Below are 22,671 nucleotides of genomic sequence, written 5' to 3' on the forward strand. Positions count from 1 at the left end.
GCTTCGGCCGTTCGGGATCGCTCCATGACGGGTGAAAAACCTAGCGATCCTCCCTCGCTCGACGATCTGGATGCCAGATTGCGCCGGGCGCGGGGAGAGGATCAGGGAGAGAGCGAGCCGAAAGGGGCGCGCGGTTCCATGGCCACCGAGGGTCTCGGCATGGCGATGCGGATCGGCGTCGAACTGGTTGCCGGCGTCGGCGTCGGGGCCGGTATCGGGTACCTCCTGGACAGTTGGCTTGGGACCGCACCCTGGCTGCTCATACTGTTCTTCTTCCTGGGCGCTGCCGGCGGCATGATGAATGTCTACCGCGCCGCGACGGGAGAGGGGTTGCAGGTGGGCTACAAGCGGTCCTCGACGAACAAACGGTCTGACGGACAGACCGGGGACGAGTAAGGGGAACGAGGCGTGGCATCACCGGTCGCACAGTTTGAGCTGAAAACGCTGATCCCGATCGAGGTCGGCGGCGTCGATCTCTCCTTCACCAATTCCGCCGCCTGGATGGTTCTGGCGATAGCCGGCGTGACCGCGTTCCTGACGCTGTCCATGAGCGGCCGACGCATGGTTCCGGGCCGCTGGCAGCTGATGGCCGAGCTCTCCTACGAGTTCATCGCCAACATGGTGAAGGACAATGTCGGCAGCGAAGGTCGCAAGTATTTCCCGTTCGTCTTCTCCCTCTTCATGTTCATCCTGGCCTGCAACCTCTTCGGCATGCTGCCCTACAGCTACACGCCGACGAGCCAGATCATCGTCACCTTCGCCATGGCCTTCGTGGTCTTCATCGGCGTGACGATCATCGCCCTCGTGCGCCATGGTCTGCATTTCTTCACCTTCTTCTTCCCGTCCGGCGCGCCGGTCTACATGGCGCCGCTGTTGATCCCGATCGAGGTGATTTCCTACTTCGTGCGTCCGGTCAGCCTCTCGGTTCGTCTCTTCGCGAACATGATGGCCGGTCACACCATGCTGAAGGTGTTCGGCGGCTTCGTCATCGCCCTCGGCGTCTTTGGGGTTGCGCCCCTTGCCCTGATTGTGGCACTGACCGCCTTCGAAATCCTGGTGGCGGTGCTTCAGGCATACGTTTTCACCATTCTCACCTGCCTCTACCTGCACGATGCGATCCATCTGCACTGAGGCCTGAGACGAACTGAACGAGGGCCGGGTGACCGGCCCGTTTTGTGAACTACGTGATCCAAAGGAAGGACTAGATCATGGACGTTGAAGCCGCGAAGATGATTGGCGCCGGTATCGCTGTTATCGCCCTCATGGGTGTCGGCGTTGGTATCGGAAACATCTTTTCCACGCTCGTTGCCTCCATCGCCCGCAACCCGGCGGCCCGCGGTGAAGTCTTCGGCATCGGCATCCTGGGCTTCGCCCTGACGGAAGCCGTCGCGCTGTTCGCGCTGCTGATCGCGTTCCTTATCCTGTTCTCCTAAGACCGGTATTCCGGGAGCCGGCTCCGGCCGGTTCCCGCGGTTTCAAGAGAGTACTGGAACGGAATTGGACGGCGGCATGACACGCTATCTCAAGAACTCGGCTGCGTTCGGCTTCACCGGAGCGCTCGCTCTGGCCGCCGAAGGTGCGCTGGCTGCCAGCGACGGCGGCGGCGGGACCCTGCCGCAGCTCGATATCGGCACGTTCCCGACCCAGGTCTTCTGGCTCTTCGTCACCTTCATCGTGCTTTATGTCGCGATGACGAAGGTCGCGATTCCGCGTATCGAGTATGTGCTGGAAGAACGGCACAGCAAGCTCGCGGAAGATCTCGACAAGGCCGGCAAGCTGAAGGCGGACGCCGAAGAGGTTCAGGCCAACTACGAGAAGGCGCTGGCGGATGCCCGCGGCTCGGCCCAGGAACTGGTCGGCGCAGCGAAGGAAGAGGTTTCCAAGGCGAACGCCAAGGCCGAGGCCGAGGCGGATGCCGCTGCCGTGACGAAGGTCAAGGAAGCCGAGGCCAGCATCGATGCCGCGCGCACCGAAGCTCTCTCCAACGTAAAGGACGTGGTGAGCGAGGTCGCCGGTGACGCGGTTCAGAAGCTGATCGGCGTCAAGGTCACCAAGACCGAGCTCAACAAGGCCGTGGCCGCAGCGATGGAGGCGAAATGATGCTCCAGGATCCGACTTTCTGGGTCGCGATTGCCTTCGTCATCTTCGTTGTCCTGGCGATCAAGCCGGTTGTCTCGAAGGTCGGCGGCATGCTGGACGAGAAATCGGCCGCGATTGCGACTCAGCTGAAGGAAGCCGAGTCCCTGCGCGAGGACGCACAGGCGGCACTCGCCAACTATCAGCGTCTGCAGCGCGACGCCCTGAAGGAAGCCGAAGAGATCGTCGCCCACGCCAAGGAAGAAGCCGCCCGTATCCGCAAGGATGCGAAGGAGCATCTCGCCGAGAGCCTGAAGCGCCGGGAAGAACAGGCGGCCGAGAAGATCGCGCGCGCCGAGGCCCAGGCCCTGCAGGACGTGCGAAATCAGGCGGTCGAGCTCGCCATGGCGGCGACCGGAAAGCTTCTTGCGGACAAGGTGACGCCCGAAGTCAATGCCGAGATCCTCAAAGGCGCCGTTGACGAGCTTCCGTCCCGTCTTCAGTAAGCAAGACAAGAAAAGATCGAAAAAGAGGCCCCGCGAGAGCGGGGCTTTTTTTATTCATACATGATTCCTGCCGCTGGCTTTAGCGGCATTACACGAATATGACATTTGTATAGCCGTTAATTATCTCGCAACAAATAAGATGGCATTGAGGGGGCAACCAACCCAGAGCCCGCCCGGGGCCTTTTTCCATTGTGACAGTCAGCTTGCGAGACCCGTCGATGTCCGAAGTAATTTTGAACGATCATTCTGCCGAATTGATGAATCAGGCACCGCTCACAAGGAAGGGACTGGGCGCCAGGATCAATGCCAAACTTGTCCTGTCCGCGGCAGCCACAAGTGCGGCGGTCTTCGCAGCCCTGCTGATCGCAATCTTCTTCGTCTTTTCCTCTGTGCAGCAGCAGCAAGACGAGCGAGCCAGGCTGCTGGCCGACATGAACCTCAACCTGCGCCAGGGGCTCCTGAAGCTTCAGGCGGACTATCTCAGTGTTCCCGCACGTCTCGAGGTCAATCCGGTCGCCGACCTCCGGAAGTGGGCGCTCTCCCTTGGCGCCGAAGAGAAAATCTATACCGGTCGCGAAGAGATCGTCGGCCGGTTCAAGAAGCGCAGTGCTCGCCGGGACATCCAGAAGCCGGCCACCTTCGTCGTCGAGGAGACGGACGGTGGCGCGTCTGTCGCCTTCGGGATTTTCGAAGGTGGGGAGTACAAGGAGTCCGTTGTCGATCTCCGCATTCCCGGCGCCAGCCCAGAGCAGATCAATCAGAAGGTCGAGGAGCTGCTCAATTCCGGCGGCGTCGAACAGCGGCTGCTGGTCGTGAAGGGGGAAATGGCCGACGAGGCACTGGCGCTTGAAAAGGTGCGCAACTCGATTATCGAGGAGAGCGAGAAGATCAACGCAAAGGTGGCGGAGGTCAACACGTTTACCGATCGGGCACGTGCCCTGTTCGCGATCATGGCGGTCTTCGGGACTCTGCTCTCCATTGCGGCCGCCTATCTGACCACCCGTTTCATCGTAACGCGCCCGCTGGAACGCGTGACACGGGCGGTTCGTTCGGTTGCGGCCATGGAGGATGCCGAGGTGCCGCATACGGAGCGCAGTGACGAGATCGGCACCATCGCCCGTCGGGTCGACCAGTTCAAATCCGTCCTGCGGGAAAACGCGCTCCTGCAGCAACGGACGAAGGCAGCGCATGATGCCCAGGCCGATGAAGTCGAACGGCGCGAGTCGCTGCTTGCGGCCTTCGACAAGGACATCAATTCCATCCTCGCCGAGGTTGCCCGGGTCACCGAACGCATGGAGGACGTAACGCGGACCATGCAGGATGCGGTGACGGGGACGTCCGAGAGCGCGGACCGCGCCCGCAATGCCTCCGGGGCCGCGGCGACCGGAGCCGAGGATGTCTCGCGCGCGGCGGAATCGCTCGACCAGTCGATCTCTGTTCTCGGACAGGTCATCCAGAGCGCGGCAAACTCGTCAGCCGAAGCGGCCCACCGCGCCGCGCGGACTACCGAAACCGTTGGCCAGTTGACGGAGATGGCGGAGGAGGTCGACAGCTTCGTCGAGATCATCAGCTCTGTTGCACATCAAACCAACCTGCTCGCGCTCAATGCCACCATCGAGGCTGCGCGCGCCGGCGATATGGGCAAGGGATTTGCCGTTGTCGCGGGTGAGGTCAAGTCTCTTGCCGGGCAGACCGAGCAGGCCGCGCAACAGATCTCCAATCAGGTGATGGAAATGCGCGAGGTCATCAGTGCGGCCGCAGGGGCCATTGCCGAGGCCGCCGAGCGCGTGGAGGCGATCGACACGAACACTCAGGAGGCGGTAGGCGCAATGCAGGCGCAGACAGATGCCACCCGAGAGATAGCTCAGAGCGCCGGAAGCGCGGCCGCGGCGACCGGCGAGGTGGAAAGCAGGCTCAACAGCCTCGCCGAAGCTACCGGGCGCAGCGAAGAGGTTGCACGCGAGGTGGATGCCACGGCGGAGACGATGAGCGACCTCAGCCGCCGCCTGCGCGAGTTGAGCAAGCAGTTCTTCCGCGATATCCGGAGCCACCCTGCCGAGTGACCGTGACCTAGAGGAAGTTTCTCGGGATCGTGTCCTCGAAGTCTTTCTCGAAGACCAGAGTCCCGGACTCGTAGCCCTCGATCCGGCCGGTCAGGTGAAAATGCGTGGCATCTCCGGACAGCGTGCAATAGGTCTCCGTGGCGACCTGCCAGTCCCCGCGCGAGAGTTCCTGGCTCCAGTGCGTCTCCATGCGGGCGCTGAGCGGCTCGCCGGGGTGGATGACGTAGCGCTCGCGGGCGATATGCCCGGTTGTGAGGTCGAGCTCGACGATCCGGTCGCGGCCGAAATCGTCGAAGATCTCGATTTTCTGCTGGCCGCTCTCGATATCCGTCGTCACCGTACGGGTGTTCCGCGCCGGACGGAGGATCTCCTTCTCCAGCGGCGGGGCCGCCTCAGCTTCTGCGAAGGGCTCGTAGGGTACGGTGCCCTCTCCGGCATGGCGCTCCGGCAGATGGAGCACGCTCGGGCCCGTCCTTAGCGTCAGCGTCGCCGTTTCCGGCGCCGGCCAGATCATTGGCCAGTAGCTGGTCGAGAGCGCGAGACGGATCCGGTGACCCTCCGGCACCGCATAGGCGACATCGTCGAGCTTGAGCCGGATCCTGTAGCTGCGGCCGGGCTCTAGGGCCTCGGGTCTCTCGTGGCTGTCCCTGTGCGTCAGGTTCAGAACCCCGTAGGTGATCCGGGTCGAGGTGCCGTCCGGCGCGACATCGTTCAGCCGGGCGACTAGATGCGCGACCGGCTTGTCGCTTGCCAGCTCCAGATCGAGTTCTGCCGCGCCGAGGATTTCGAACGTGCTCTCGAGCGGGGCCGTATCGAAACAGAGCGAGCCGGCATCGTCGATCCGCTGGTCCGTCGGTCCCTCCGGGCCGAGCCAGATCATGCAGTACTCGCCGCCGGCCTGCCCGACGGTTTCCGGGGAGCGGACGATCTTCTCTCCCGGCGGAACGCCGGCCCCGGACAGTGCACCGCCATCCCCCGGATGGAATCGGCGCCAAGTAACGTTCGGCGAGGGCCAGGAGGGCTCGGCGCACCAGCGGCCGTCACGCACCGCGTAGGCCGCCTTCGGCGGCACGGAGGCCTGCATATAGACTCGGAGCATGGGATCGGACTCCACACCCCGGTCGATCCCCTTCAGCCACTGGTCCCACCAGCGCAGCGCCTCCTGCAGAAAGCCGATGGCGGGGCCCGGCACGGCGAAATGCGGGTACTTGTGCAGCCAGGGGCCGATGATGCCGCGCCGGAAGCCCGGCAGGTTCTCCAGCATCCGCGGGACCGCGTTGCTGTAGGCGTCGGACCAGCCGCCGACCGCGAGGACGGGAATGTCAATCTTGCTGTAGTCTTCGCAGATCGAGCCATGCTTCCAGAAATTGTCGCGGGTCTGGTGCTTCAGCCAGTTGGCGATCAGCAGCGGCTCGGCCTCGAGCCGCTTCAGCCAGGTCTCGCGCCAGCTCTCCCCGACGAGGGCGGGATCCGGTGGCCGTGACGAGTAGGAGAGCATGGTCGAGGACCAGCCCATATTCTCGTTCAGCATCGCCCCGCCCTTGTAGTGGATGTCGTCCGCGTAGCGGTCGTCCGTCGAGCAGAGCGTGATCACCGCCTTCAGGGCGTCGGGCTGCCGGAAGGCGACCTGCAGGCCGTTGAAACCGCCCCAGGAAATCCCGATCATGCCGACCGCGCCGGAGCACCATGGCTGCTTGACGAGCCAGTCGATCACCTCGAGGCAGTCGTCCTGCTCCCGGGGAAGGTATTCGTCCTCCATGATCCCGTCGGATTCGCCGTTGCCGCGCATGTCGACGCGGATCGCGGCGTAGCCGTGACCGGCGAAATAGGGATGGGTGAGGGCATCTCGTGTCGCGGTACTGTCGCGCTTGCGGTAGGGCAGATATTCGAGGATCGCCGGGACGGGTGCCTGCTCCGCGCCTTCCGGCAGCCAGATCCGGGCCGCGAGGCGGCAACCGTCGGAAAGCGTGATCCACGTATTCTCGATCTCCCGCACGACATGGGGAAACTGTCCGACAGACCTCATGATGGTCGCCATCCGTCTTTCTAGTGGTCGGCTGCCTTCAGAACCCGGCCCTGCTTCGCCAGCTCCGCGCGCTCGGCGAGCAGCCTGTCGAGCCAGTCCGGATCCATCTCGGGCACGGAAGAGAGCAGCAGGTCGGTGTAATCGTGGTGCGGCGGCGTGAACATTTCCGCTTTCGGCCCGTGTTCGACCACCTTGCCCTGGTACATCACCACCACCTCGTCGGCGATCGCGCGCACGGTGGCAAGGTCGTGGGTGATGAACATATAGGAGAGGCCGAGATCGTCCTGCAGGCGCTGAAGCAGCTTCAGGATATCTTCCGCGACCAGCTGGTCGAGCGCGGAGGTCACCTCGTCGCAGATGATCAGCTGCGGCTCGGCGGCGAGCGCGCGGGCGATGCAGATGCGCTGCTTCTGCCCGCCCGAGAGTTCCGTCGTCAGGCGGTCGATATAGTCGTCGGGATCGAGCTCGATCATGGTCAGAAGCTCGCGCACGCGGTCTTCCAGCTGCTGACCCGTGAGACCGAGATAGAAACTGACCGGTCGGCCGATCACGTCGCGGATGCGCTGGCGCGGATTCAGGGCCGTGTCGGGCATCTGATAGATCATCTGCATGCGCCGGAGCTGATCCTTGCCGCGCTGCTTGTAGCCGAGCGGCATTTCCTCGCCGCCATAGCTTACCGATCCGCTCTTCGCGGGCAGCAATCCGGTGATGACGCGGGCGAGCGTACTCTTGCCGGAGCCCGACTCGCCGACGATGGCGACGGTGCGTTTCCTGTGAATGTCGACGGAAACGCCGTGCAGCACCGGAACATCGCCATAGGCGGCGGTCACGTTCTCGACCCTGAGCAACGGTTCCTCGCCGGCTGGCACCGCTTGTTCCGGGCGCCGGAAGCTCCGCACCGAGAGCAGGTCCCGGGTGTAATCCTCCTTCGGGCTCGCCAGCATGGCGCGGGTCTCGCCTTCCTCGACCACGTTGCCGTAGCGCAGCACCATGATCCGGTCCGCCATCTGGGCCACGACCGCGAGATCGTGGGTGATGTAGATCGCCGCCGTGTTGAAGGCCTCCACCGCGTCGCGGATCGCCGCCAGAACCTCGATCTGGGTGGTGACGTCGAGTGCCGTCGTCGGTTCGTCGAAGATGATCAGGTCCGGTTTGCAGGACATTGCCATCGCCGTCATGGCGCGTTGCAGCTGGCCGCCGGAGACCTGGTGCGGGTAACGCAGGCCGATCCCGTCCGGGTCCGGAAGCTGGAGGCGGGCGAAGAGCGCCTTCGCTTCCTCTTCGGACTGCGCGCTGCTGCTGAGCCCGTGTTGCACCGGCGCCTCGGTGAACTGGTCGATCAGCCGGTGCGCCGGGTTGAAGGCTGCCGCAGCGCTCTGCGCCACATAGGCGATCCGGGCGCCCCAGATCTGGCGCTTCTGGTCTTCTCCCGCCTTGGCGAGGTCGGTGCCGTCGAACAGGATCTCGCCGCCGGTGATGCGACAGCCGTCGCGGGCGAACCCCATGGCGGCGAGGCCGATGGTGGATTTGCCGGCACCGGACTCGCCGATCAGGCCGAGCACCTCTCCCTTGCGGAGATCGAGATCGACGCCGTGCACGATCTCGTCCCAGTGGTCGCCGCTCTGGCCCTCGATCCGCAGCCCGCGGATGCGGACGAGCATGTCCTGGTTGCTGTGCTCGCTCATTCCTTCAATCCGCTTGCCTTGTGGAGGAACCAGTCGACGACGAAATTGACCGCGACCGTGAGCAGCGCGATGGCGGCTGCCGGCAACAGCGGAGTGATGTCGCCAAAGGTGATCAGGGTCGCGTTGTCGCGGACCATGCTGCCCCAGTCCGCGGTCGGCGGCTGGATGCCGAGGCCGAGGAAACTCAGGGCGCTGATAAAGAGGAAGACGAAACAGAAGCGCAGGCCGAACTCCGCCACCAGCGGCGGCAGGGCGTTCGGTAGCACTTCCCGGGTCATGATCCACCAGAGACCCTCGCCCCGGAGACGCGCCGCCTCGACATAGTCCATCACCACGATGCCCATGGCGACGGCGCGGGCAAGGCGGAAGACACGGGTCGATTCCAGCACCGCGATGACCAGCACCATGTTGGTGATCGAGGTGCCGACGATGGTCAGCACCAGCAGGCCGAAAATCAGCGCCGGAATGGCCATCAGCACATCGACGACGCGGGACATCAGCTGGTCGACCCAGCCCGATATCGCAGCGGCGAGAAAGCCGGTGACGGAGCCGAGGGTGAAGGCCAGCGCCGTCGTCAGGAAGGCGATGCCGATGGTATTCCGCGCGCCGTAGATCAGCCGGGTAACCATGTCACGGCCGAGACTGTCGGTGCCGAGCACGAAATCCTCGCCCCAGGGCTCGAATTCCGCGCCGACGATCTCGGTCTCGCCATAGGGCGTCAGGACCGGGGCAAAGATCGCGATGAAGGCGTAGCCGAAGATGACCGCGAGCCCGAACAGGGCGGTCGGCGGTGCGCTTCGAAGCAGTCTGAGAGCAGCGTCCATGATCTCCTCTCCCTCAGCGCGGATGCAGCAGGCGCGGATTTGTCAGGATCGACAGGATGTCCGCAAGCAGGTTGAGGAGCACATAGGTGCCGGCAAAGATCATCGCCGCCGCCTGCACGACCGGGAGGTCCCGCTTGGAGACCGAGTCGACCATGAGCTGGCCGAGCCCCGGGTAGACGAACACGACCTCGACCACGACCACGCCGACGATCAGGTAGGCGAGGTTGATCACCACGACATTGATGATCGGCGCCAGCGCGTTCGGCAGCGCATGCTTGACGATGATGCGGGCCCGCGAGAGCCCCTTCAGGTTGGCCATCTCGATATAGGGGCTGGCGAGCAGGTTGATGATCGCGGCCCGGGTCATGCGCATCATGTGCGCGACCACCACGAGGGTCAGCGTCAGCGCGGGCAGCAGGACCTTGTAGACCTTGTCCCAGAACGGTGTCGTGTCGCTGATATTGGCGATCGACGGGAACACCGGATAGGTCACCGCGAGGAAGTAGATCAGGATGTAGGCGACGAAGAACTCGGGAAACGAAATCGAGCTCAACGTCACCACGTTCACGGCCCGGTCATAGAAGGAATAGCGGTAAAGCGCCGCGAGGACCCCGAGTATCAGTGCCAGAGGCACGGAGATCGCGGCGGCGGTCACGGCGAGGAACAGCGTGTTGCCGAAGCGCAAGCCGATCAGCTCGGAAATCTCGCGCTTGTTGGCGAGAGACCGGCCCATATCGCCCTGCAGCATGTTCCAGAGCCAGTCGATGTAGCGGATGTGCGGCGGCACATCGAGACCGAGTTCGCGCCGGAAGGCGGCGACGGTTTCCGGCGTCGCGCCCTGTCCGAGGATTTCCTCGGCGATATCGCCCGGCAGCAGCTCGATGCCGAGGAAGATGATCAGCGACACGACGAATAGTGTCAGGAAGCCCAGCGCAAAGCGCTGGGCGACCATTTTTATGATTTGTGACATGGAACGGGGTTCCGGTGTTGAACGGCGTTACGCGAAGGACCACCGTTCCGCGAACTTGCAGCCGTCGAGTTCCCAGTTACCGGCCATCTGCTCGGAGGTCAGGATCTTGTCCGAGGCCGCGAAGACGTAGTTCGCGAACATCGGAACGACGACACCGCCCTCGTTGCTGACGATTTCCTGCATCTCGTAGTACATCGTCCGGCGCTTGTCGCTGTCGAGCTCGGCCCGGGCCGAGAGCAGCAGCTCGTTGAACCGGTCGTGCTTCCAGAAGGTGTCGTTCCAGTCCGCACCCGCCGCATAGGCGGTCGTGAACATCCAGTCCTCGGTCGGGCGGCCGCCCCAGTAGCAGGCGCCCCAGCCCTTCTTCATCCAGACATTGGACCAGTAGCCGTCGTTCGGCTCGCGCACGACCTCGATATTGATGCCGGCCTTGGCCGCATGCTCCTTGTAGAGCACCGCGGCGTCGACCGCGCCCGGGAAGGCCGCGTCGGCGGCGGAAAGCTGCACGGTCGCGCCTTCCATTCCGGCTTTCTTCAGGTGGAACTTCGCCTTGTCCAGGTCGTAGCTCCGCTGCTCCAGACCATCCGCATGGTACTGGTTGGTCGGGCTGATCGGATGATCGTTGCCGACCACGCCGTGGCCGCGGAGGATCTTCTTCACCAGTTCGTCGCGGTCGAGCGCGTATTTCAGCGCCAGGCGCAGGTCGTTATTGTCGAACGGCGCCGTGTCTGTCCGCATCGGGAAGGTGTAGTGCTTGTATCCCACCGTCTCCATGACGTTGACGCCGGGCTGGCGCTTCAGCAGATGCACCGTCTTAAGATCGGCGCGGTCCATCATGTCGATCTCGCCGGTGGTCAGGGCATTCTGGCGCGCCGCGAGGTCGATGATGGTGATCAGCTCGACCTGATCGAAATGCGCGCGATCCGATTTGAAGTAGTTCGGGTTCCTGTTGCCCATGAAGCGGACGCCGGGCTCGTAGTTCTCGAGCATGTAGGGGCCGGTGCCGATTCCTTCGGTCGGGTCGATCTTGCCGTCCTTCGCGGGCTTGATGGCGATATGGTAGTCGCTGATCACGTAGGGGAAGTCGGCATTGCCCGATTCGAGCTCGAACACGACCTCGCCCTTGCCGTCGGCCTTGATCGACTTGACCTGCTTCAGCAGGGACTTGGCGGGGGACTTGGTGTCATCGCCCATATGGTACTGCACGGAGGCAATGACGTCCTCGGCCTCGAGGGTCTTGCCATTGTGGAATTCGACGCCCTGGCGCAGCTTGAAGCTCCAGGTCTTGGCGTCCGGCGAGGCTTCCCAGCTCTCGGCCAGTTCCGGCCTCACGCCTCCGGTATGGTCGACTTCGCCGAGATGGTTGAAGACCGTGTAGTCCATCGACAGGGAGAAACCGTTCTCCCAGGTCGCGGGATCGAGGGAGTCCGTGGTCGAGCCGTGGCCGATACCGGCCCGCAGATGGCCGCCCTTCTTGGCCGCATAGGCCTTCCGGCCCATCAGCGCCGACGTTGATGCTGCGGTGATGCCGAGGGCGGCGGTGCCGCCGAGGAAACCGCGGCGCGAGACGTCGCTCGACAGCGCAGCCGTCAGTTTTTTACTGGATGTCATCAGAGCCTCCTGTTTGCTCACTCTTTCGGGCGCCATGCATTTTTGATTGCTTTGTTCGGCGCCGGTTGGGTCGCGAACCGACCGCAAATTCGACAGGCCAATAGTACGGGAAGTCGGATTTAAATCAACAATGTCGCATGGGGTTGCGCGCTTGCCGCGAGAAACGCGGCGGCTGCAATTCGATGGCGGTCCGACCCCGGCCTGTTGTAAGGAGAGGCCCGGAATCGCTCGGAAGGGGTCGTATGTCGCGCAAATCGGATCGGATGAAAGTCAGCCTGACGGACGAGGCCTCGCTCTCGCTCATGAAGCGAGTGGTGCGGGAACTCGTCCGGCCCTACATGGCCCGGCTTTTCCTCGCATTGATCTGCATGGTCCTTGTCGCCGCTGCAACAGCGGCCTCCGCCTGGCTGATGGATCCGGTGGTGAACAAGATCTTCATCGAGAAGGATCTCTCGATTCTCTGGCTGGTCGCCGGAGCGGTGGTCGCGACCTTCCTGGTGAAGAGCATTGCGACCTACGCGCAGGAAGTTCTGGTCGGCTATGTCGGTCAGCGGGTCGTCGCCGATACCCAGGCGCGGCTCTACCGCCACCTGATAAATCTCGATCTCGGGCTGTTCCAGGACCGGCACAGCGGTGCGCTGATCTCGCATTTCACCTTCGACATCAACACGATGCGCAATGCCGTCGCGAATGCGCTGGTCGGCCTCGGGAGGGACAGCCTCTCGGTGGTTTTCCTGGTTGCGGTGATGTTCTACCAGGAGTGGCTGCTTGCCTGTATCACCTTCGTCGTGGCGCCGCTCTCGGCCTATCCGATCCGCCAGCTTGGCAAGCGCATGCGCCGGGTCTCGGCGGAGACGCAGGAGGAGATGGGTTCGATGACGACCCTGCTGACGCAGGGGTTCCAGGGTATCCGGATGATCAAGTCCTACGGTCTCGAGACACATCAGGCCGGCCGGATACAGCAGCTCGTCGAACGCCTTTTCAAGCTCAATTACCGGGGCGTCCGGGTGAAGGCGGCGCCGCAGCCGATCATCGATTTCCTCGGCGGTGTCGCGGTCGCCGCGGTCATTCTCTATGGCGGCGCGCGGGTGATCGAGGGACAGACCTCGGCGGGCGCGTTCTTCTCCTTCATCGCGGCGACGCTGATGGCCTACCAGCCGCTGCGCGCGCTCGGGAAGATCAACACCAACCTGCAGGAAGGTCTGGCCGCCGCCCAGCGTGTCTTCGCCCTTCTGGACCGCGAGCCCTCGATCTGCAATGCGCCGGATGCGAAGCCGCTCCCGCGCATCGCCGGTTCGGTCGTGTTCGACGATGTCCGGTTCTCCTACGATGCCGGGGAAGATGCCGAGCGGGACATCGCACTGAGAGGCGTCAGCTTCAAGGCACCGTCGGGGAAGGTGACCGCTCTGGTCGGCCCCTCCGGTGCCGGCAAGAGCACGGTCTTCTCGATGATCCCGCGATTCTACGACCCGGCGAGCGGGACCGTGACCGTGAACGACGAGAATATCCGGTCCGTGACCTTGCAGAGCCTCCGGGAATCGCTGGCGATCGTCAGCCAGGACGTGGTTCTGTTCGACGACAGCGTCATCAACAACATCCGTTTCGGCCGGCTCGACGCCAGCGACGAGGAGGTCCGCGCGGCGGCGCGCGCGGCAGCGGCGGACGAGTTCATCTCGGCGATGCCGAACGGCTACGACACCGTGATCGGAGAGCAGGGCACGAAGCTTTCCGGCGGCCAGCGCCAGCGCCTCGCGATCGCCCGGGCGATCCTGAAGGACGCGCCGATCTTGCTGCTGGACGAGGCCACCAGCGCGCTCGATACCGAGTCCGAGCGGCAGATCCAGACGGCATTGAGCGAACTGATGAAAGGCCGCACCACATTGGTCATCGCGCACCGGCTCTCGACGATCCAGCATGCCGACGTCATCCACGTGTTCGATGCAGGTCGGGTGGTCGAAAGCGGCAGCCACGCGACCTTGCTTGCGAAGGGCGGGCTCTATGCGCATTTGCACGGTCTGCAGTTCGGACCGGCGGACGCGGGGGCCAGAACAGAAGGATAGCCTTGGATAGCTTCCGGATCCGGCCTCGCCCTTGTGTGATTTCGCGAGGCGTTAACCGATGCTTAGAGTTTGGCGAATACGCTTTGAATTCACCTAAAAATTAATCTATGCATGGGTGAAAAACTGGGGGATCACATGCGGGTCGCGCGCGCCATCGCAGTTCTGTCGTTTACCTTGATTCTGGGTCTGGCCGTCCCGGCGCGCGGAGATGATTCGCGTCCGACGATCGGTGCGACAAAGACCGCGGTCCTCGTGTGGCTTGCGGACGAGCTCGGTTATATCGAGGACGCCGGTTTCCAGGCAAAGATGTTCCAGTCGGGGACAATTACGTCCAAGGCGCTCGCCGAAGGCGACATCCAGATGGCGACCAGTTCGCATGTCGCCTTCATCGCGCGCGCCCTGAAGGTGCCGGGCCTCGAAACGGTCAGCACATTGTCGACGTCGCGAACCGCGAGACTTCTGGGACGCAAGGATCTGACAGACGCGACGGCGCAGGCCCTGGTCGGCAAGTCGGTCGGTGTCACAGCCGGAAGTTTCGGCGAATACATGCTGAGCAGATTTCTCCTCATGAACGGCGTCTCAATGCACGACCTGCAATTGCGGAACATGCGGCCAACCGAGATCGTCCGCGAATTGTCCGAGGGCGAACTCGCCGCGGCCATTACGTGGGAACCTTACGTTTACCAGGCACGCCAGGCACTCGGAGACCTGACGCTCGATTTTCCCGGTCAGGAGAACCTCTATTACTATTTTGTTCTGGTCGCTCGGTCCGAGTGGCTCGACAGCAATGAAAAGCGTGTTGCGGATCTGTTGTCCGCTCTCGTCCGGGCGGAGACTTTCGCCAGAGAGGATCCGGCACGGTCTAAATCCCTGATTGCCAGACGCTACGAAGTCAGCGATGATTTTATCGATTACCTATGGCCCGAACACAGCCTTACAGTCGCCCTGCCGCAGGACCTGGTACGATTGATGGAGGAGGCGGTTCTCTGGCGCCGCGAAATCGAAAAATCGAACGAGGCACTGCCGATGCCCAATGTTCTCGACTATGTCCGCAGCGCGCCGCTCAGGTCGGCGGCCCCTGAAGCCGTGGGCCTTATCGAGTAGGGATATGAATCTCTCAAGATACAGCAATATGATGATCCGAACGCAGATACGCATTGCCATCCTGGTCTCGATGGCACTGTTGTCGATCGCGGGCGCGGTTGCGGTATGGAGTTTCCTGACGATTGAGAGGTCCTCCGCGCAACTCGAGCAGGTTTCCGACCTGGAGAAGACGCTTCACCAGATGAAGGATATCGCAGGCGAGTTCGACGAGAGATTCGCTGCACGTTTCGTTAACCAGTGGGCAGCCGGCGAACGGAAGGTGCGGTCCATGGTCGAGGGGTGGGGCGACGGCGAGTTCCTGAGCGACGGGGGCAAGTTCGAGGCGATCCAGCGGCTCAACCAGATGAGCGCCAATTTCGACCGTCTTGCCAAGGTTCGGGGTCTCCCCGAGTCCACTGCTGGATCGGAAAGCCTGTTCCGCGCGCGGCTCAACAGCAACGCGGATGCCGTTATCGGACGCATCGACCGGGTAATCGGTACCTTGCGGAACCAGCAGGAAGCGGCTCAGGTCGTCGTTTTCGTGTCGGTGCTGGTTTGTATCCTGGTCGCCGCCGCCAACATCTGGTTGTTCTATAGTCTGGTCCTCAGACCCGTTCTCTCTGCGTTCGAGCAGCTTTCCGGTGAAGCGGGCCGGATCGGGCAGGGCGACCTGCATGCCGCAGTGGATGTCCGGTATCGCGGCGAGATTGCAGAGGCATTCCAATCGCTTGAAGCGATGCGGTCCCAGCTTGCGCGCCTCACCGACGACCTCGTCGCCCAGCGCGCCGAGGCCGAGGCCGCGGGGCGGGCCAAGACGGAATTTCTCGCCAATATGAGCCATGAGCTGAGGACACCGCTGAATGCCGTGATCGGATATGCGGATCTTCTGCAGGAATCAGATCATGGCGTGCTGGAGCCGGGGAAACAGCGCGCCTATGCCAGTGCGATCGGCGGATCCGGCCGTCATCTTCTGTCCCTGATCAACGACGTCCTCGATTTCGCAAAAATCGATTCGGACAAATTGACCATCAATCCGGAAATGTTCGATTTCCGGACCGAAATCGAGAACATCCACTCCGCGTTCCGCGAGAAAGCGGGCGAGAACAATGTCGACCTGGTCGTCGACGCAAGCAACGTGCCGAGGCTGATCGAGAGCGATCAGACCCGTGTCCGGCAGATTCTCTACAACCTCGTCGGCAATGCCGTGAAGTTCACCTCCGACGGCGAGGTGCATGTCTCCGTCTCCAGCGAGAGGAAATCCGGCAGGCGCACCCGGCTGGCGATCTGCGTCAGGGACGAAGGGATCGGAATCGCGAGCGACCGGATCGAGCAGATCCTGGATCCGTTCAGCCAGGCCGACAATTCCGTCTCGCGCAAGTTCGGCGGAACCGGGCTCGGTCTGCCGATCACCAAGCGCCTGGCGGAAGCTCTCGGTGGCGGACTTTCAATCGAGAGCACGCCCGGGAAGGGATCGGTCTTTATCGCATCGATCATGGTCGACGATTATTCGGATGTCGCGGAAGCGGTCCGCGGCAAGGAGTCGGATGGGCGCAGCTCGGGGCGCAACCATGGCTATGGCCTGCATGTGCTCGTGGTTGACGATGTATCGATCAACCGCGAAGTGGCGGGCGAGTTGCTGAAACGGTTCGGCTGCAGTTACGACGCCGCCCAGGACGGCATGGAGGCTGTCGAGAAAGCTCAGAGCGGGGCGTACGATATCATCCTGCTTGATGTCCATATGCCCCGAATGGACGGGAAGGCGGCCATGAAGGCGATCCGGGAGCTGGAGAAGAAAACCGGCAAGCATGTGCGGATCTACGCCTGGACGGCGGATGTGCTGCAAATCGATTCGCAGAGTGCGAAAACGGACGGGTGGTCGGGCACCATATTGAAGCCCGTCTCAAACGACGAACTGGAAACCGTCCTCGCATCGGTTGCAAAAGATCTGCAGAAGGCGGACAACGTTCATCGGCTCGACTACCGGTCCGGCCAGCGCTTGTGAACCCAAAACCACTCTGACGGGCGCTCCCGGATCCATTCCTCGATGAGCGATGTCGCCGCCTGCGTGAGGCGACGGACATCTTCTGCATGATCGCCGGTGTTCGGTTTCTCCAACGCGGGCAGCACGCTCAGCCGGAAATGCGCTCCGCCGAGCCGCTCGATGCGGGTGGGGATCACGTCGCAGCCGAGCTTGAGGGCGAATTCCGCAAAGGCGCTGGGGGTCATGGCATCCTGGCCGAAAAAGGTGACCGGGATACCCTCGCGGAGTTTCTGGTCGATCAGCATCGCGACCGGACGGTTGTTCCTCAGGACCCGCAACAACTCGCGGCCGGCCGACGGCCCCTTCGCGATCAGCTTCATTTCCGGGTGGGTCAGGCGGTCTTCGAAGACGGATGCCAGATACGGATTGTTCGGCCGGCGGTATACCGAATTGAGATAGACGCCGTGGAGCGCGCCGACGATCGGCATGATCTCCCAGTTCGCGAGATGCGCCGAGAAGAAGATGACCGGGCGCGGCTGCGCCGCAAGGGCTTCGATGAAATCGGTGCCGCGGATCTCGACCCGCTCGCCGGCCTCTCGTCCGATCCTCGCATGATGGGGATATTCGCCCGCGGTACGGCCGAGATTGTCCCACATGCCGCTGAGAATGCGGGCGATCTCCGCGCTGCCCTTCTCCGGGAACGCCTGTTCGAGGTTGCGTCGCGCAACCCGGTGCGCGGGCAGCATCGGGCCGACACAGCGCAGGACCGCGCCGCCGAGCCGGGACGAGAGATCGAGAGGCAACTGGCGCAACACGACGAGCAGGCCCCGGACGAGCCAGGCCTCGAGCCTGAAGCGCAGTTTTTTCATCGGATGAACGTTCACGCAGCCCTAGTAGCGCATGGGTGCGCGGCGTGCCAGAGGATTTGGCGCGGTCCGTGCCGTGACGGGGGTCGCCGGACGGCCCCCGTCACGGACAGAGGTTATTCGGCGGCCACGGCCGGAATGTCGACGATCTCGCCGCGGCCTGGGTAATCCTTCGCGATCACGAAGTCTAGGGCCTTCAGGATCGCGCCGAAATCAGGCCGCGCGAACGGCATGGTCTGAACCGTCGCGAAGTAGAGTTCGCCGTTCGGACGGACGAGGAAGAGGCCCGGTTCGACGAAGAGGTCGGGCTCCTCGATGCCGACGGAGGTCTTGCCGCGGCCGGAGGAGATGTACAGCCCCCATTCACGCGCCTTCTGGAGAGTCAGCCCGTATCCGAGGGTCAGGTTCTCGATCTTCCAGTCTTCCTTCGCCTGCCGTGCACGCGCTTCGTCGTCGCTGGAGAGCGCGATCACCTCGACGCCGCGTTCCCGGAAGTCGGCGAGCTTGCGGTCGAGGTCCTTCAGGTAGGTGCCGCAGATCGGGCAGTGCAGGCCGCGATAGACGACGACCATGGTGAAATGGTCCGGCTTGACCCCCGCAAGGGTCCAGGTGTCGCCGTCGAGCGTCGGGACCGACAGTGCCGGAACCTGTTGGCGGGGAAAGAGCGGAGTGAGCTGAGACATTGCAGATGTTCCTTCGAATTGGGACGTTGAGATTATTATGGAACAATCATTCCAAAATACAACAGCGACATCGCTGCCAAATGAGAACGGGTCTCGTCGGAGGCGGCTCGCTGGCCTGGTTGCGAAAGGGGCGGTTACTCGGCGGCGGCCGGCAGATCCGGTTTCCGGTCCTCGAGCACGGACATGGCGCTCGCGACGACATCGCGCAGGGTCGCGACATCGGAGTCGGCGCGGGCGAGCACGCGCAGGCCATTGGTCGTTGCCGTCAGGAAACGGGCGAGCGCCCGGATGTCCTGCCCGGCAGCGAGGTCGCCGGCCTGCTGGGCCCGGAACAGGGCGCGATAGAACGTATCCTCGACCCGCGCGAAGCTCTTGCGCAGGGTCTCGCCGATCACGGCGTCGTGCGGGGCGAGCTCGACCACGGAATTCGTGATCAGGCATCCGAGTTCGCGCCCGTCGCCGACGGAGAACTCAACGAGCCCGTCGAAATAGTTCCTGATCCCCGTCAGCGGATTGTCGGCGTCACTGACTTTCTTCAGCCGCTCCGAGCTCACGCTGGAGATGTAATGCTGAACGGCAGCCTGAAAGAGACCGCGCTTGTCGCCGAAGGTATCGTACATCGATCCCCGGTTGATCCCGGTCGCCTCGACCAGATCCTGCACGGACGTCGCTTCGTAGCCGCGGCGCCAGAATGCCCGCATCGCATTTTCCAGCACTTCTGCCCGGTCGAACTCTTTCTGTCTTGCCATGAGGTTAGGATGATCTCTGAGCGGGGGTTGTCAACAATGAGCGGTGTACTCGTTTTTATACCTGCCCGGCGTGACCAAGAAAACTCGAATAGTCCACACGATGCCGCACAAGAGCGGTGAAGCGAACACCGGCCGCCGGTATGGCCGGCAACATCGCATCGATTGGAGACTATTCGCGAGAGACCTCCGGCCCCTCCGTGCCGCCATGCAAGGAAGTCGAATGCCCATCCGTAGCGCACAGTCCCGTCTGCCTGAGCGCCTCCCAGAGCGCGATCGAGGCGCTGACCGCGATGTTCAGAGAGCGCAGGCCGGACCGCATGGGAATCAGCACCCGCGCGTCGGCCGCGTCATGAACCTCGTCCGGAACGCCGGCCGATTCCCGCCCGAAGAGCAGCGTATCGCTTTCGGAAAAACTGAAATCCTGCAACGGGTGCGCCGCCTTCGTGGTCAGCAGGACAAGGCGTCCGGGCATTCTCTCCTCGCGGAACCGGTCCCAGGAATTGTGCCGTTTCCAGTCGACGTGATCGACATAGTCCATGCCGGCCCGGCGCATCCGGGCGTCGCTCAGGGCGAAGCCGCAGGGCTCGATGATATCGACCCCCACGCCGAAGCAGGCTGCGAGACGCAGGATGGTTCCGGTATTCTGGGGAATATCCGGCTGAAAGAGCGCAATTCGCACGGTTCGATGCCTATTGCTCGCGAGAGGTTAGGGAGACTTTGCAATTGGGTTCAGGGGGTAGTATAGGACGGAGCAATGACGTCGGAGCAGGCTGAAATTCCTGCCGGTCGCGCGCGACCTTGTGTCGCACTCACCGCGGCGGGGGACGGGATAAGTTCCCTTCCGAATTAAAAGTGGGCGAGAGGTGCTGAATTACAATGGCTGAGATGGAAGAAGGCGCGACACGGCGCGACTTTATCAATGTCGCCAGCGGTGCCGTCGGTGCGGTTGGCGCCGCGGCCGCGGTATGGCCGTTCATCAACCAGATGAACCCTGCGGCGGATACGCTGGCCCTCGCGAGCACGGAGGTTGATCTCTCCGCGATCGAAGAGGGTATGTCGATCACTGTGGTCTGGCGCGGCAAACCGGTTTTCATCCGTCACCGTACGGCGGCTGAAATTGCCGAGGCCGAAGAGACGCCGATGGCCGACCTGCCGGATCCGTCCCCGGATGCGGAGCGGGTCGAGAAGCCGGAATGGCTTATCCTTGTCGGTATCTGCACCCATCTCGGCTGCGTGCCGCTCGGTCAGAAGACGACCGAGCCGCGCGGCGATTACGGCGGGTGGTTCTGCCCCTGCCACGGTTCTCACTACGACACCTCCGGCCGGATCCGTAAAGGCCCGGCGCCGGCCAACCTCCCGGTGCCGCCCTATGCCTTTACCGGCGACGCCGCGATTAGAATCGGTTGAGGAGGCTGATCGATGAGCACTGCTAATTTCTCCAATCCGGTTGTCCGGTGGATCGACCACCGTCTGCCGATCTTCAGCTTCCTGCATCACGAAGCGCACGAATACCCGACCCCGAAGAACCTCAGCTACTGGTGGAACTTCGGGTCGCTGGCCGGGATCATGCTCGTCATCATGCTGGTGACCGGCATCACGCTCGCGATGCACTACACGCCCCATGTGGACTACGCCTTCGACTCCGTCGAGCGCATCATGCGCGACGTCAATTCGGGCTGGCTGATCCGCTACATCCACATGAACGGCGCCAGCTTCTTCTTCATCGCCGTCTACATCCACATCTTCCGCGGGCTCTATTTCGGCTCCTACAAGGCGCCGCGCGAGCTGCTCTGGATGCTCGGCGTCGTGATCCTGCTACTGATGATGGCGACCGCCTTCATGGGCTACGTGCTTCCCTGGGGTCAGATGAGCTTCTGGGGGGCCACCGTGATCACCAACCTGTTCTCCGCGATCCCGGTCGTCGGCGACAGCATCGTGACCTGGCTCTGGGGCGGCTTCTCTGTCGATAACCCGACCCTGAACCGGTTCTTCGCCCTGCACTACCTGCTGCCGTTCGTGATCTTCGCGGTCGTGGTGCTGCACATCGTGGCGCTGCACCGTTTCGGCTCGAACAACCCGCTCGGCATCGACGTGAAGGGGCCGCAGGACACCATTCCGTTCCACCCGTACTACACGATCAAGGACCTGTTCGGCCTCGCCGTCTTCCTGATCCCGTTCTGCGGTTTCGTGTTCTTCGCGCCGAACTTCCTCGGGCATCCGGACAACTACATCCCGGCCAACCCGCTGGTGACCCCGGCGCATATCGTGCCGGAATGGTATTTCCTGCCGTTCTACGCGATCCTGCGCGCGGTTCCGGACAAGCTGCTCGGCGTTCTGGCCATGTTCGGCGCCATCGCGGTGCTGTTTATCCTGCCCTGGCTCGACCGTTCGCCGGTCCGCAGCGGCAAGTTCCGCCCGGTCTTCAAGATCTTCTTCTGGCTGCTGTTCCTCGACTGCATCCTGCTGACGTGGCTCGGCGGCAAGCCGGCGGAAGGCGCCTATGTCATCGCGGCCCGCTTCGCGACCGCCTACTACTTCTTCTACTTCCTGATCGCGCTGCCGCTGCTCTCGATCTTCGAGACACCGAAGCCGCTCCCCAAGAGCATCAGTGAGCCCGTTCTCGGCGGTGCCGGGGGACCTGCCGCTGCACCGGCTGCCGCGAAGGAGAAAGCATAATGGGTATCAAGTCTCTGATCGCGGCTACCGCCACCGTCGCCGTTCTCGCTCTGGGCGGCACGCAGCCGGCCGGAGCCGCCGGCGAGGCCGTCGCCCTGCCGAAGCAGGACTGGTCGTTCAACGGCATCTTCGGCACCATCGACCGGGCTGCGGCCCAGCGCGGGCTGCAGGTCTACCGGGAAGTCTGCGCGACCTGCCATTCGCTTGACTACATCGCCTTCCGCAACCTGACCGATCTCGGTTACTCGGAAGACGAGGTGAAGGCGATCGCGGCGGAGTACGAGGTCCAGGACGGTCCGGACGACGAAGGCGAGATGTTCTTCCGTCCGGGCACGCCCGCCGACCGTTTCCCGGCGCCGTTCGCGAACGAGAAGGCGGCGCGCGCTTCCAACGGCGGCGCCTATCCGCCGGACCTCTCGCTCATCGTCGATGCGCGGGCCGGTTTCGAGGATTACATCTACGGCGTGCTGACCGGTTACGAGGAGGCGCCGGCCGATGTGACCCTGATGGCCGGGATGAGCTACAACAAGTATTTCCCCGGTCACCAGATCGCCATGGCGCAGCCGCTCTACGAGGACGGCGTGACCTATGCCGACGGCACCAAGGCCAGCGTCGAACAGATGGCGAAGGACGTAACCACCTTCCTCGCCTGGGCGGCTGAACCGAACATGGAAGCACGCAAGCAGACCGGCATCGCCGTGATCCTGTTCCTGATCGTGCTCTCGGGGCTGTTCTACGCTTCCAAGCGGAAGATCTGGGCCAACGTGCACTGATCCCGCTTGCAGCCTGAAAAGCGAAGGCCGCGTCCCGGG

Annotated in this window: 21 protein-coding genes; 12 read left to right on the forward strand and 9 right to left on the reverse strand. The window is 63.2% G+C overall.

The window, feature by feature from the left end:
- The first annotated feature begins 24 nt into the window (after positions 1 to 24).
- The 6 genes from ACOOE1_RS18135 (at position 25) to ACOOE1_RS18160 (ending at position 4,645) form a co-directional block, all read left to right on the forward strand.
- Positions 25 to 396, forward strand: a complete 372-nt coding sequence (locus ACOOE1_RS18135) for an AtpZ/AtpI family protein (protein WP_420403611.1) — start codon at positions 25 to 27, stop codon at positions 394 to 396.
- A gap of 12 nt (positions 397 to 408) precedes the next feature.
- Positions 409 to 1,131 carry a F0F1 ATP synthase subunit A gene (locus ACOOE1_RS18140; RefSeq protein WP_420403612.1) on the forward strand — a complete coding sequence of 241 codons (723 nt, stop codon included), beginning with the start codon at positions 409 to 411 and terminating at the stop codon, positions 1,129 to 1,131.
- A 77-nt stretch (positions 1,132 to 1,208) separates the two neighbouring features.
- Positions 1,209 to 1,433, forward strand: a complete 225-nt coding sequence (locus ACOOE1_RS18145) for an ATP synthase subunit C family protein (RefSeq protein ID WP_193183540.1) — start codon at positions 1,209 to 1,211, stop codon at positions 1,431 to 1,433.
- Positions 1,434 to 1,509: 76 nt separating this feature from the next.
- A complete protein-coding gene (locus tag ACOOE1_RS18150; RefSeq protein WP_420403613.1) occupies positions 1,510 to 2,100 on the forward strand; it encodes a F0F1 ATP synthase subunit B' in 591 nt (196 codons plus the stop codon).
- Positions 2,100 to 2,582 carry a F0F1 ATP synthase subunit B gene (locus tag ACOOE1_RS18155; protein WP_420403614.1) on the forward strand — a complete coding sequence of 161 codons (483 nt, stop codon included), beginning with the start codon at positions 2,100 to 2,102 and terminating at the stop codon, positions 2,580 to 2,582. Before ACOOE1_RS18150 ends, ACOOE1_RS18155 begins: the two co-directional genes overlap by 1 nt.
- Before the next feature lie 218 nt (positions 2,583 to 2,800).
- Positions 2,801 to 4,645 (forward strand): methyl-accepting chemotaxis protein, encoded by a 1,845-nt coding sequence (locus tag ACOOE1_RS18160; RefSeq protein WP_420403615.1) that lies wholly within the window; start codon positions 2,801 to 2,803, stop codon positions 4,643 to 4,645.
- 7 nt (positions 4,646 to 4,652) lie between these two features.
- Here the strand turns inward: ACOOE1_RS18160 and ACOOE1_RS18165 are convergent, their stop codons facing one another.
- Genes ACOOE1_RS18165 through ACOOE1_RS18185 form a run of 5 tightly spaced genes read right to left on the reverse strand, consistent with a single transcriptional unit; the run spans position 4,653 to position 11,761 of the window.
- Positions 4,653 to 6,671 carry a CocE/NonD family hydrolase gene (locus tag ACOOE1_RS18165; RefSeq protein ID WP_420403616.1) on the reverse strand — a complete coding sequence of 673 codons (2,019 nt, stop codon included), beginning with the start codon at positions 6,669 to 6,671 and terminating at the stop codon, positions 4,653 to 4,655.
- Between the two features lie 20 nt (positions 6,672 to 6,691).
- Complete coding sequence (locus ACOOE1_RS18170) at positions 6,692 to 8,356, reverse strand: ABC transporter ATP-binding protein (RefSeq protein WP_420403617.1); 1,665 nt, start codon at positions 8,354 to 8,356, stop codon at positions 6,692 to 6,694.
- Positions 8,353 to 9,180 carry an ABC transporter permease gene (locus tag ACOOE1_RS18175; RefSeq protein ID WP_420403618.1) on the reverse strand — a complete coding sequence of 276 codons (828 nt, stop codon included), beginning with the start codon at positions 9,178 to 9,180 and terminating at the stop codon, positions 8,353 to 8,355. The genes ACOOE1_RS18170 and ACOOE1_RS18175 overlap by 4 nt, the downstream gene beginning before the upstream one ends.
- A gap of 13 nt (positions 9,181 to 9,193) precedes the next feature.
- Positions 9,194 to 10,150, reverse strand: a complete 957-nt coding sequence (locus ACOOE1_RS18180) for an ABC transporter permease (protein ID WP_420403619.1) — start codon at positions 10,148 to 10,150, stop codon at positions 9,194 to 9,196.
- 27 nt (positions 10,151 to 10,177) lie between these two features.
- Positions 10,178 to 11,761: an ABC transporter substrate-binding protein gene (locus ACOOE1_RS18185; RefSeq protein WP_420403620.1), complete on the reverse strand. Its 1,584-nt coding sequence runs from the start codon at positions 11,759 to 11,761 to the stop codon at positions 10,178 to 10,180.
- Positions 11,762 to 12,003: 242 nt separating this feature from the next.
- On the opposite strand from ACOOE1_RS18185, the gene ACOOE1_RS18190 reads away from it, so the two are divergent.
- The 3 genes from ACOOE1_RS18190 (at position 12,004) to ACOOE1_RS18200 (ending at position 16,906) form a co-directional block, all read left to right on the forward strand.
- The gene (locus ACOOE1_RS18190; protein ID WP_420403621.1) at positions 12,004 to 13,821 is read left to right on the forward strand and encodes an ABC transporter ATP-binding protein; all 1,818 of its coding nucleotides are present in this window, start codon (positions 12,004 to 12,006) and stop codon (positions 13,819 to 13,821) included.
- Between the two features lie 111 nt (positions 13,822 to 13,932).
- Positions 13,933 to 14,925, forward strand: a complete 993-nt coding sequence (locus tag ACOOE1_RS18195; protein WP_420403622.1) for an ABC transporter substrate-binding protein — start codon at positions 13,933 to 13,935, stop codon at positions 14,923 to 14,925.
- 28 nt (positions 14,926 to 14,953) lie between these two features.
- Positions 14,954 to 16,906: an ATP-binding protein gene (locus tag ACOOE1_RS18200; protein ID WP_420403623.1), complete on the forward strand. Its 1,953-nt coding sequence runs from the start codon at positions 14,954 to 14,956 to the stop codon at positions 16,904 to 16,906.
- Here the strand turns inward: ACOOE1_RS18200 and ACOOE1_RS18205 are convergent.
- From ACOOE1_RS18205 to ACOOE1_RS18220, 4 genes are all read right to left on the reverse strand, one after another.
- Positions 16,882 to 17,754 carry a lauroyl acyltransferase gene (locus ACOOE1_RS18205; protein WP_420403624.1) on the reverse strand — a complete coding sequence of 291 codons (873 nt, stop codon included), beginning with the start codon at positions 17,752 to 17,754 and terminating at the stop codon, positions 16,882 to 16,884. The two genes, ACOOE1_RS18200 and ACOOE1_RS18205, sit on opposite strands and share 25 nt — an antisense overlap.
- Positions 17,755 to 17,867: 113 nt before the next feature.
- Positions 17,868 to 18,434 (reverse strand): peroxiredoxin-like family protein, encoded by a 567-nt coding sequence (locus ACOOE1_RS18210; protein WP_420403625.1) that lies wholly within the window; start codon positions 18,432 to 18,434, stop codon positions 17,868 to 17,870.
- Positions 18,435 to 18,568: 134 nt separating this feature from the next.
- Entirely contained in the window at positions 18,569 to 19,183 is a 615-nt protein-coding gene (locus ACOOE1_RS18215; protein WP_420403626.1) for a TetR/AcrR family transcriptional regulator, read from the reverse strand.
- 169 nt (positions 19,184 to 19,352) lie between these two features.
- Positions 19,353 to 19,862, reverse strand: coding sequence for a tRNA (cytidine(34)-2'-O)-methyltransferase (locus tag ACOOE1_RS18220; RefSeq protein ID WP_420403627.1), 510 nt, complete (start codon positions 19,860 to 19,862; stop codon positions 19,353 to 19,355).
- A 197-nt stretch (positions 19,863 to 20,059) separates the two neighbouring features.
- Between ACOOE1_RS18220 and petA the strand changes: the two genes are divergently transcribed.
- From petA to ACOOE1_RS18235, 3 genes are read left to right on the forward strand one after another with little or no spacing between them, the layout of a single operon-like run.
- Positions 20,060 to 20,590 (forward strand): ubiquinol-cytochrome c reductase iron-sulfur subunit, encoded by a 531-nt coding sequence (gene petA / locus ACOOE1_RS18225; protein WP_420403628.1) that lies wholly within the window; start codon positions 20,060 to 20,062, stop codon positions 20,588 to 20,590.
- Between the two features lie 12 nt (positions 20,591 to 20,602).
- On the forward strand, positions 20,603 to 21,859 hold the full coding sequence (locus tag ACOOE1_RS18230) for a cytochrome b (RefSeq protein ID WP_420403629.1): 1,257 nt from the start codon (positions 20,603 to 20,605) through the stop codon (positions 21,857 to 21,859).
- Positions 21,859 to 22,632 carry a cytochrome c1 gene (locus ACOOE1_RS18235; protein WP_420403630.1) on the forward strand — a complete coding sequence of 258 codons (774 nt, stop codon included), beginning with the start codon at positions 21,859 to 21,861 and terminating at the stop codon, positions 22,630 to 22,632. Before ACOOE1_RS18230 ends, ACOOE1_RS18235 begins: the two co-directional genes overlap by 1 nt.
- Positions 22,633 to 22,671: the final 39 nt, after the last annotated feature.

The organism is Nisaea sp., from assembly GCF_965216895.1.
Classification (GTDB): domain Bacteria; phylum Pseudomonadota; class Alphaproteobacteria; order Thalassobaculales; family Thalassobaculaceae; genus Nisaea.

Coding starts and splice junctions, on each gene's coding strand:
- ACOOE1_RS18135 (WP_420403611.1), top strand. CDS start 25: ATGACGGGTGAAAAACCTAGCGATCCTCCCTCGCTCGACGATCTGGAT.
- ACOOE1_RS18145 (WP_193183540.1), top strand. CDS start 1,209: ATGGACGTTGAAGCCGCGAAGATGATTGGCGCCGGTATCGCTGTTATC.
- ACOOE1_RS18150 (WP_420403613.1), top strand. CDS start 1,510: ATGACACGCTATCTCAAGAACTCGGCTGCGTTCGGCTTCACCGGAGCG.
- ACOOE1_RS18155 (WP_420403614.1), top strand. CDS start 2,100: ATGCTCCAGGATCCGACTTTCTGGGTCGCGATTGCCTTCGTCATCTTC.
- ACOOE1_RS18160 (WP_420403615.1), top strand. CDS start 2,801: ATGTCCGAAGTAATTTTGAACGATCATTCTGCCGAATTGATGAATCAG.
- ACOOE1_RS18165 (WP_420403616.1), bottom strand. CDS start 6,671: ATGAGGTCTGTCGGACAGTTTCCCCATGTCGTGCGGGAGATCGAGAAT.
- ACOOE1_RS18170 (WP_420403617.1), bottom strand. CDS start 8,356: ATGAGCGAGCACAGCAACCAGGACATGCTCGTCCGCATCCGCGGGCTG.
- ACOOE1_RS18175 (WP_420403618.1), bottom strand. CDS start 9,180: ATGGACGCTGCTCTCAGACTGCTTCGAAGCGCACCGCCGACCGCCCTG.
- ACOOE1_RS18180 (WP_420403619.1), bottom strand. CDS start 10,150: ATGTCACAAATCATAAAAATGGTCGCCCAGCGCTTTGCGCTGGGCTTC.
- ACOOE1_RS18185 (WP_420403620.1), bottom strand. CDS start 11,761: ATGACATCCAGTAAAAAACTGACGGCTGCGCTGTCGAGCGACGTCTCG.
- ACOOE1_RS18190 (WP_420403621.1), top strand. CDS start 12,004: ATGTCGCGCAAATCGGATCGGATGAAAGTCAGCCTGACGGACGAGGCC.
- ACOOE1_RS18195 (WP_420403622.1), top strand. CDS start 13,933: ATGGGTGAAAAACTGGGGGATCACATGCGGGTCGCGCGCGCCATCGCA.
- ACOOE1_RS18200 (WP_420403623.1), top strand. CDS start 14,954: ATGATGATCCGAACGCAGATACGCATTGCCATCCTGGTCTCGATGGCA.
- ACOOE1_RS18205 (WP_420403624.1), bottom strand. CDS start 17,754: ATGAAAAAACTGCGCTTCAGGCTCGAGGCCTGGCTCGTCCGGGGCCTG.
- ACOOE1_RS18210 (WP_420403625.1), bottom strand. CDS start 18,434: ATGTCTCAGCTCACTCCGCTCTTTCCCCGCCAACAGGTTCCGGCACTG.
- ACOOE1_RS18215 (WP_420403626.1), bottom strand. CDS start 19,183: ATGGCAAGACAGAAAGAGTTCGACCGGGCAGAAGTGCTGGAAAATGCG.
- petA (WP_420403628.1), top strand. CDS start 20,060: ATGGCTGAGATGGAAGAAGGCGCGACACGGCGCGACTTTATCAATGTC.
- ACOOE1_RS18230 (WP_420403629.1), top strand. CDS start 20,603: ATGAGCACTGCTAATTTCTCCAATCCGGTTGTCCGGTGGATCGACCAC.
- ACOOE1_RS18235 (WP_420403630.1), top strand. CDS start 21,859: ATGGGTATCAAGTCTCTGATCGCGGCTACCGCCACCGTCGCCGTTCTC.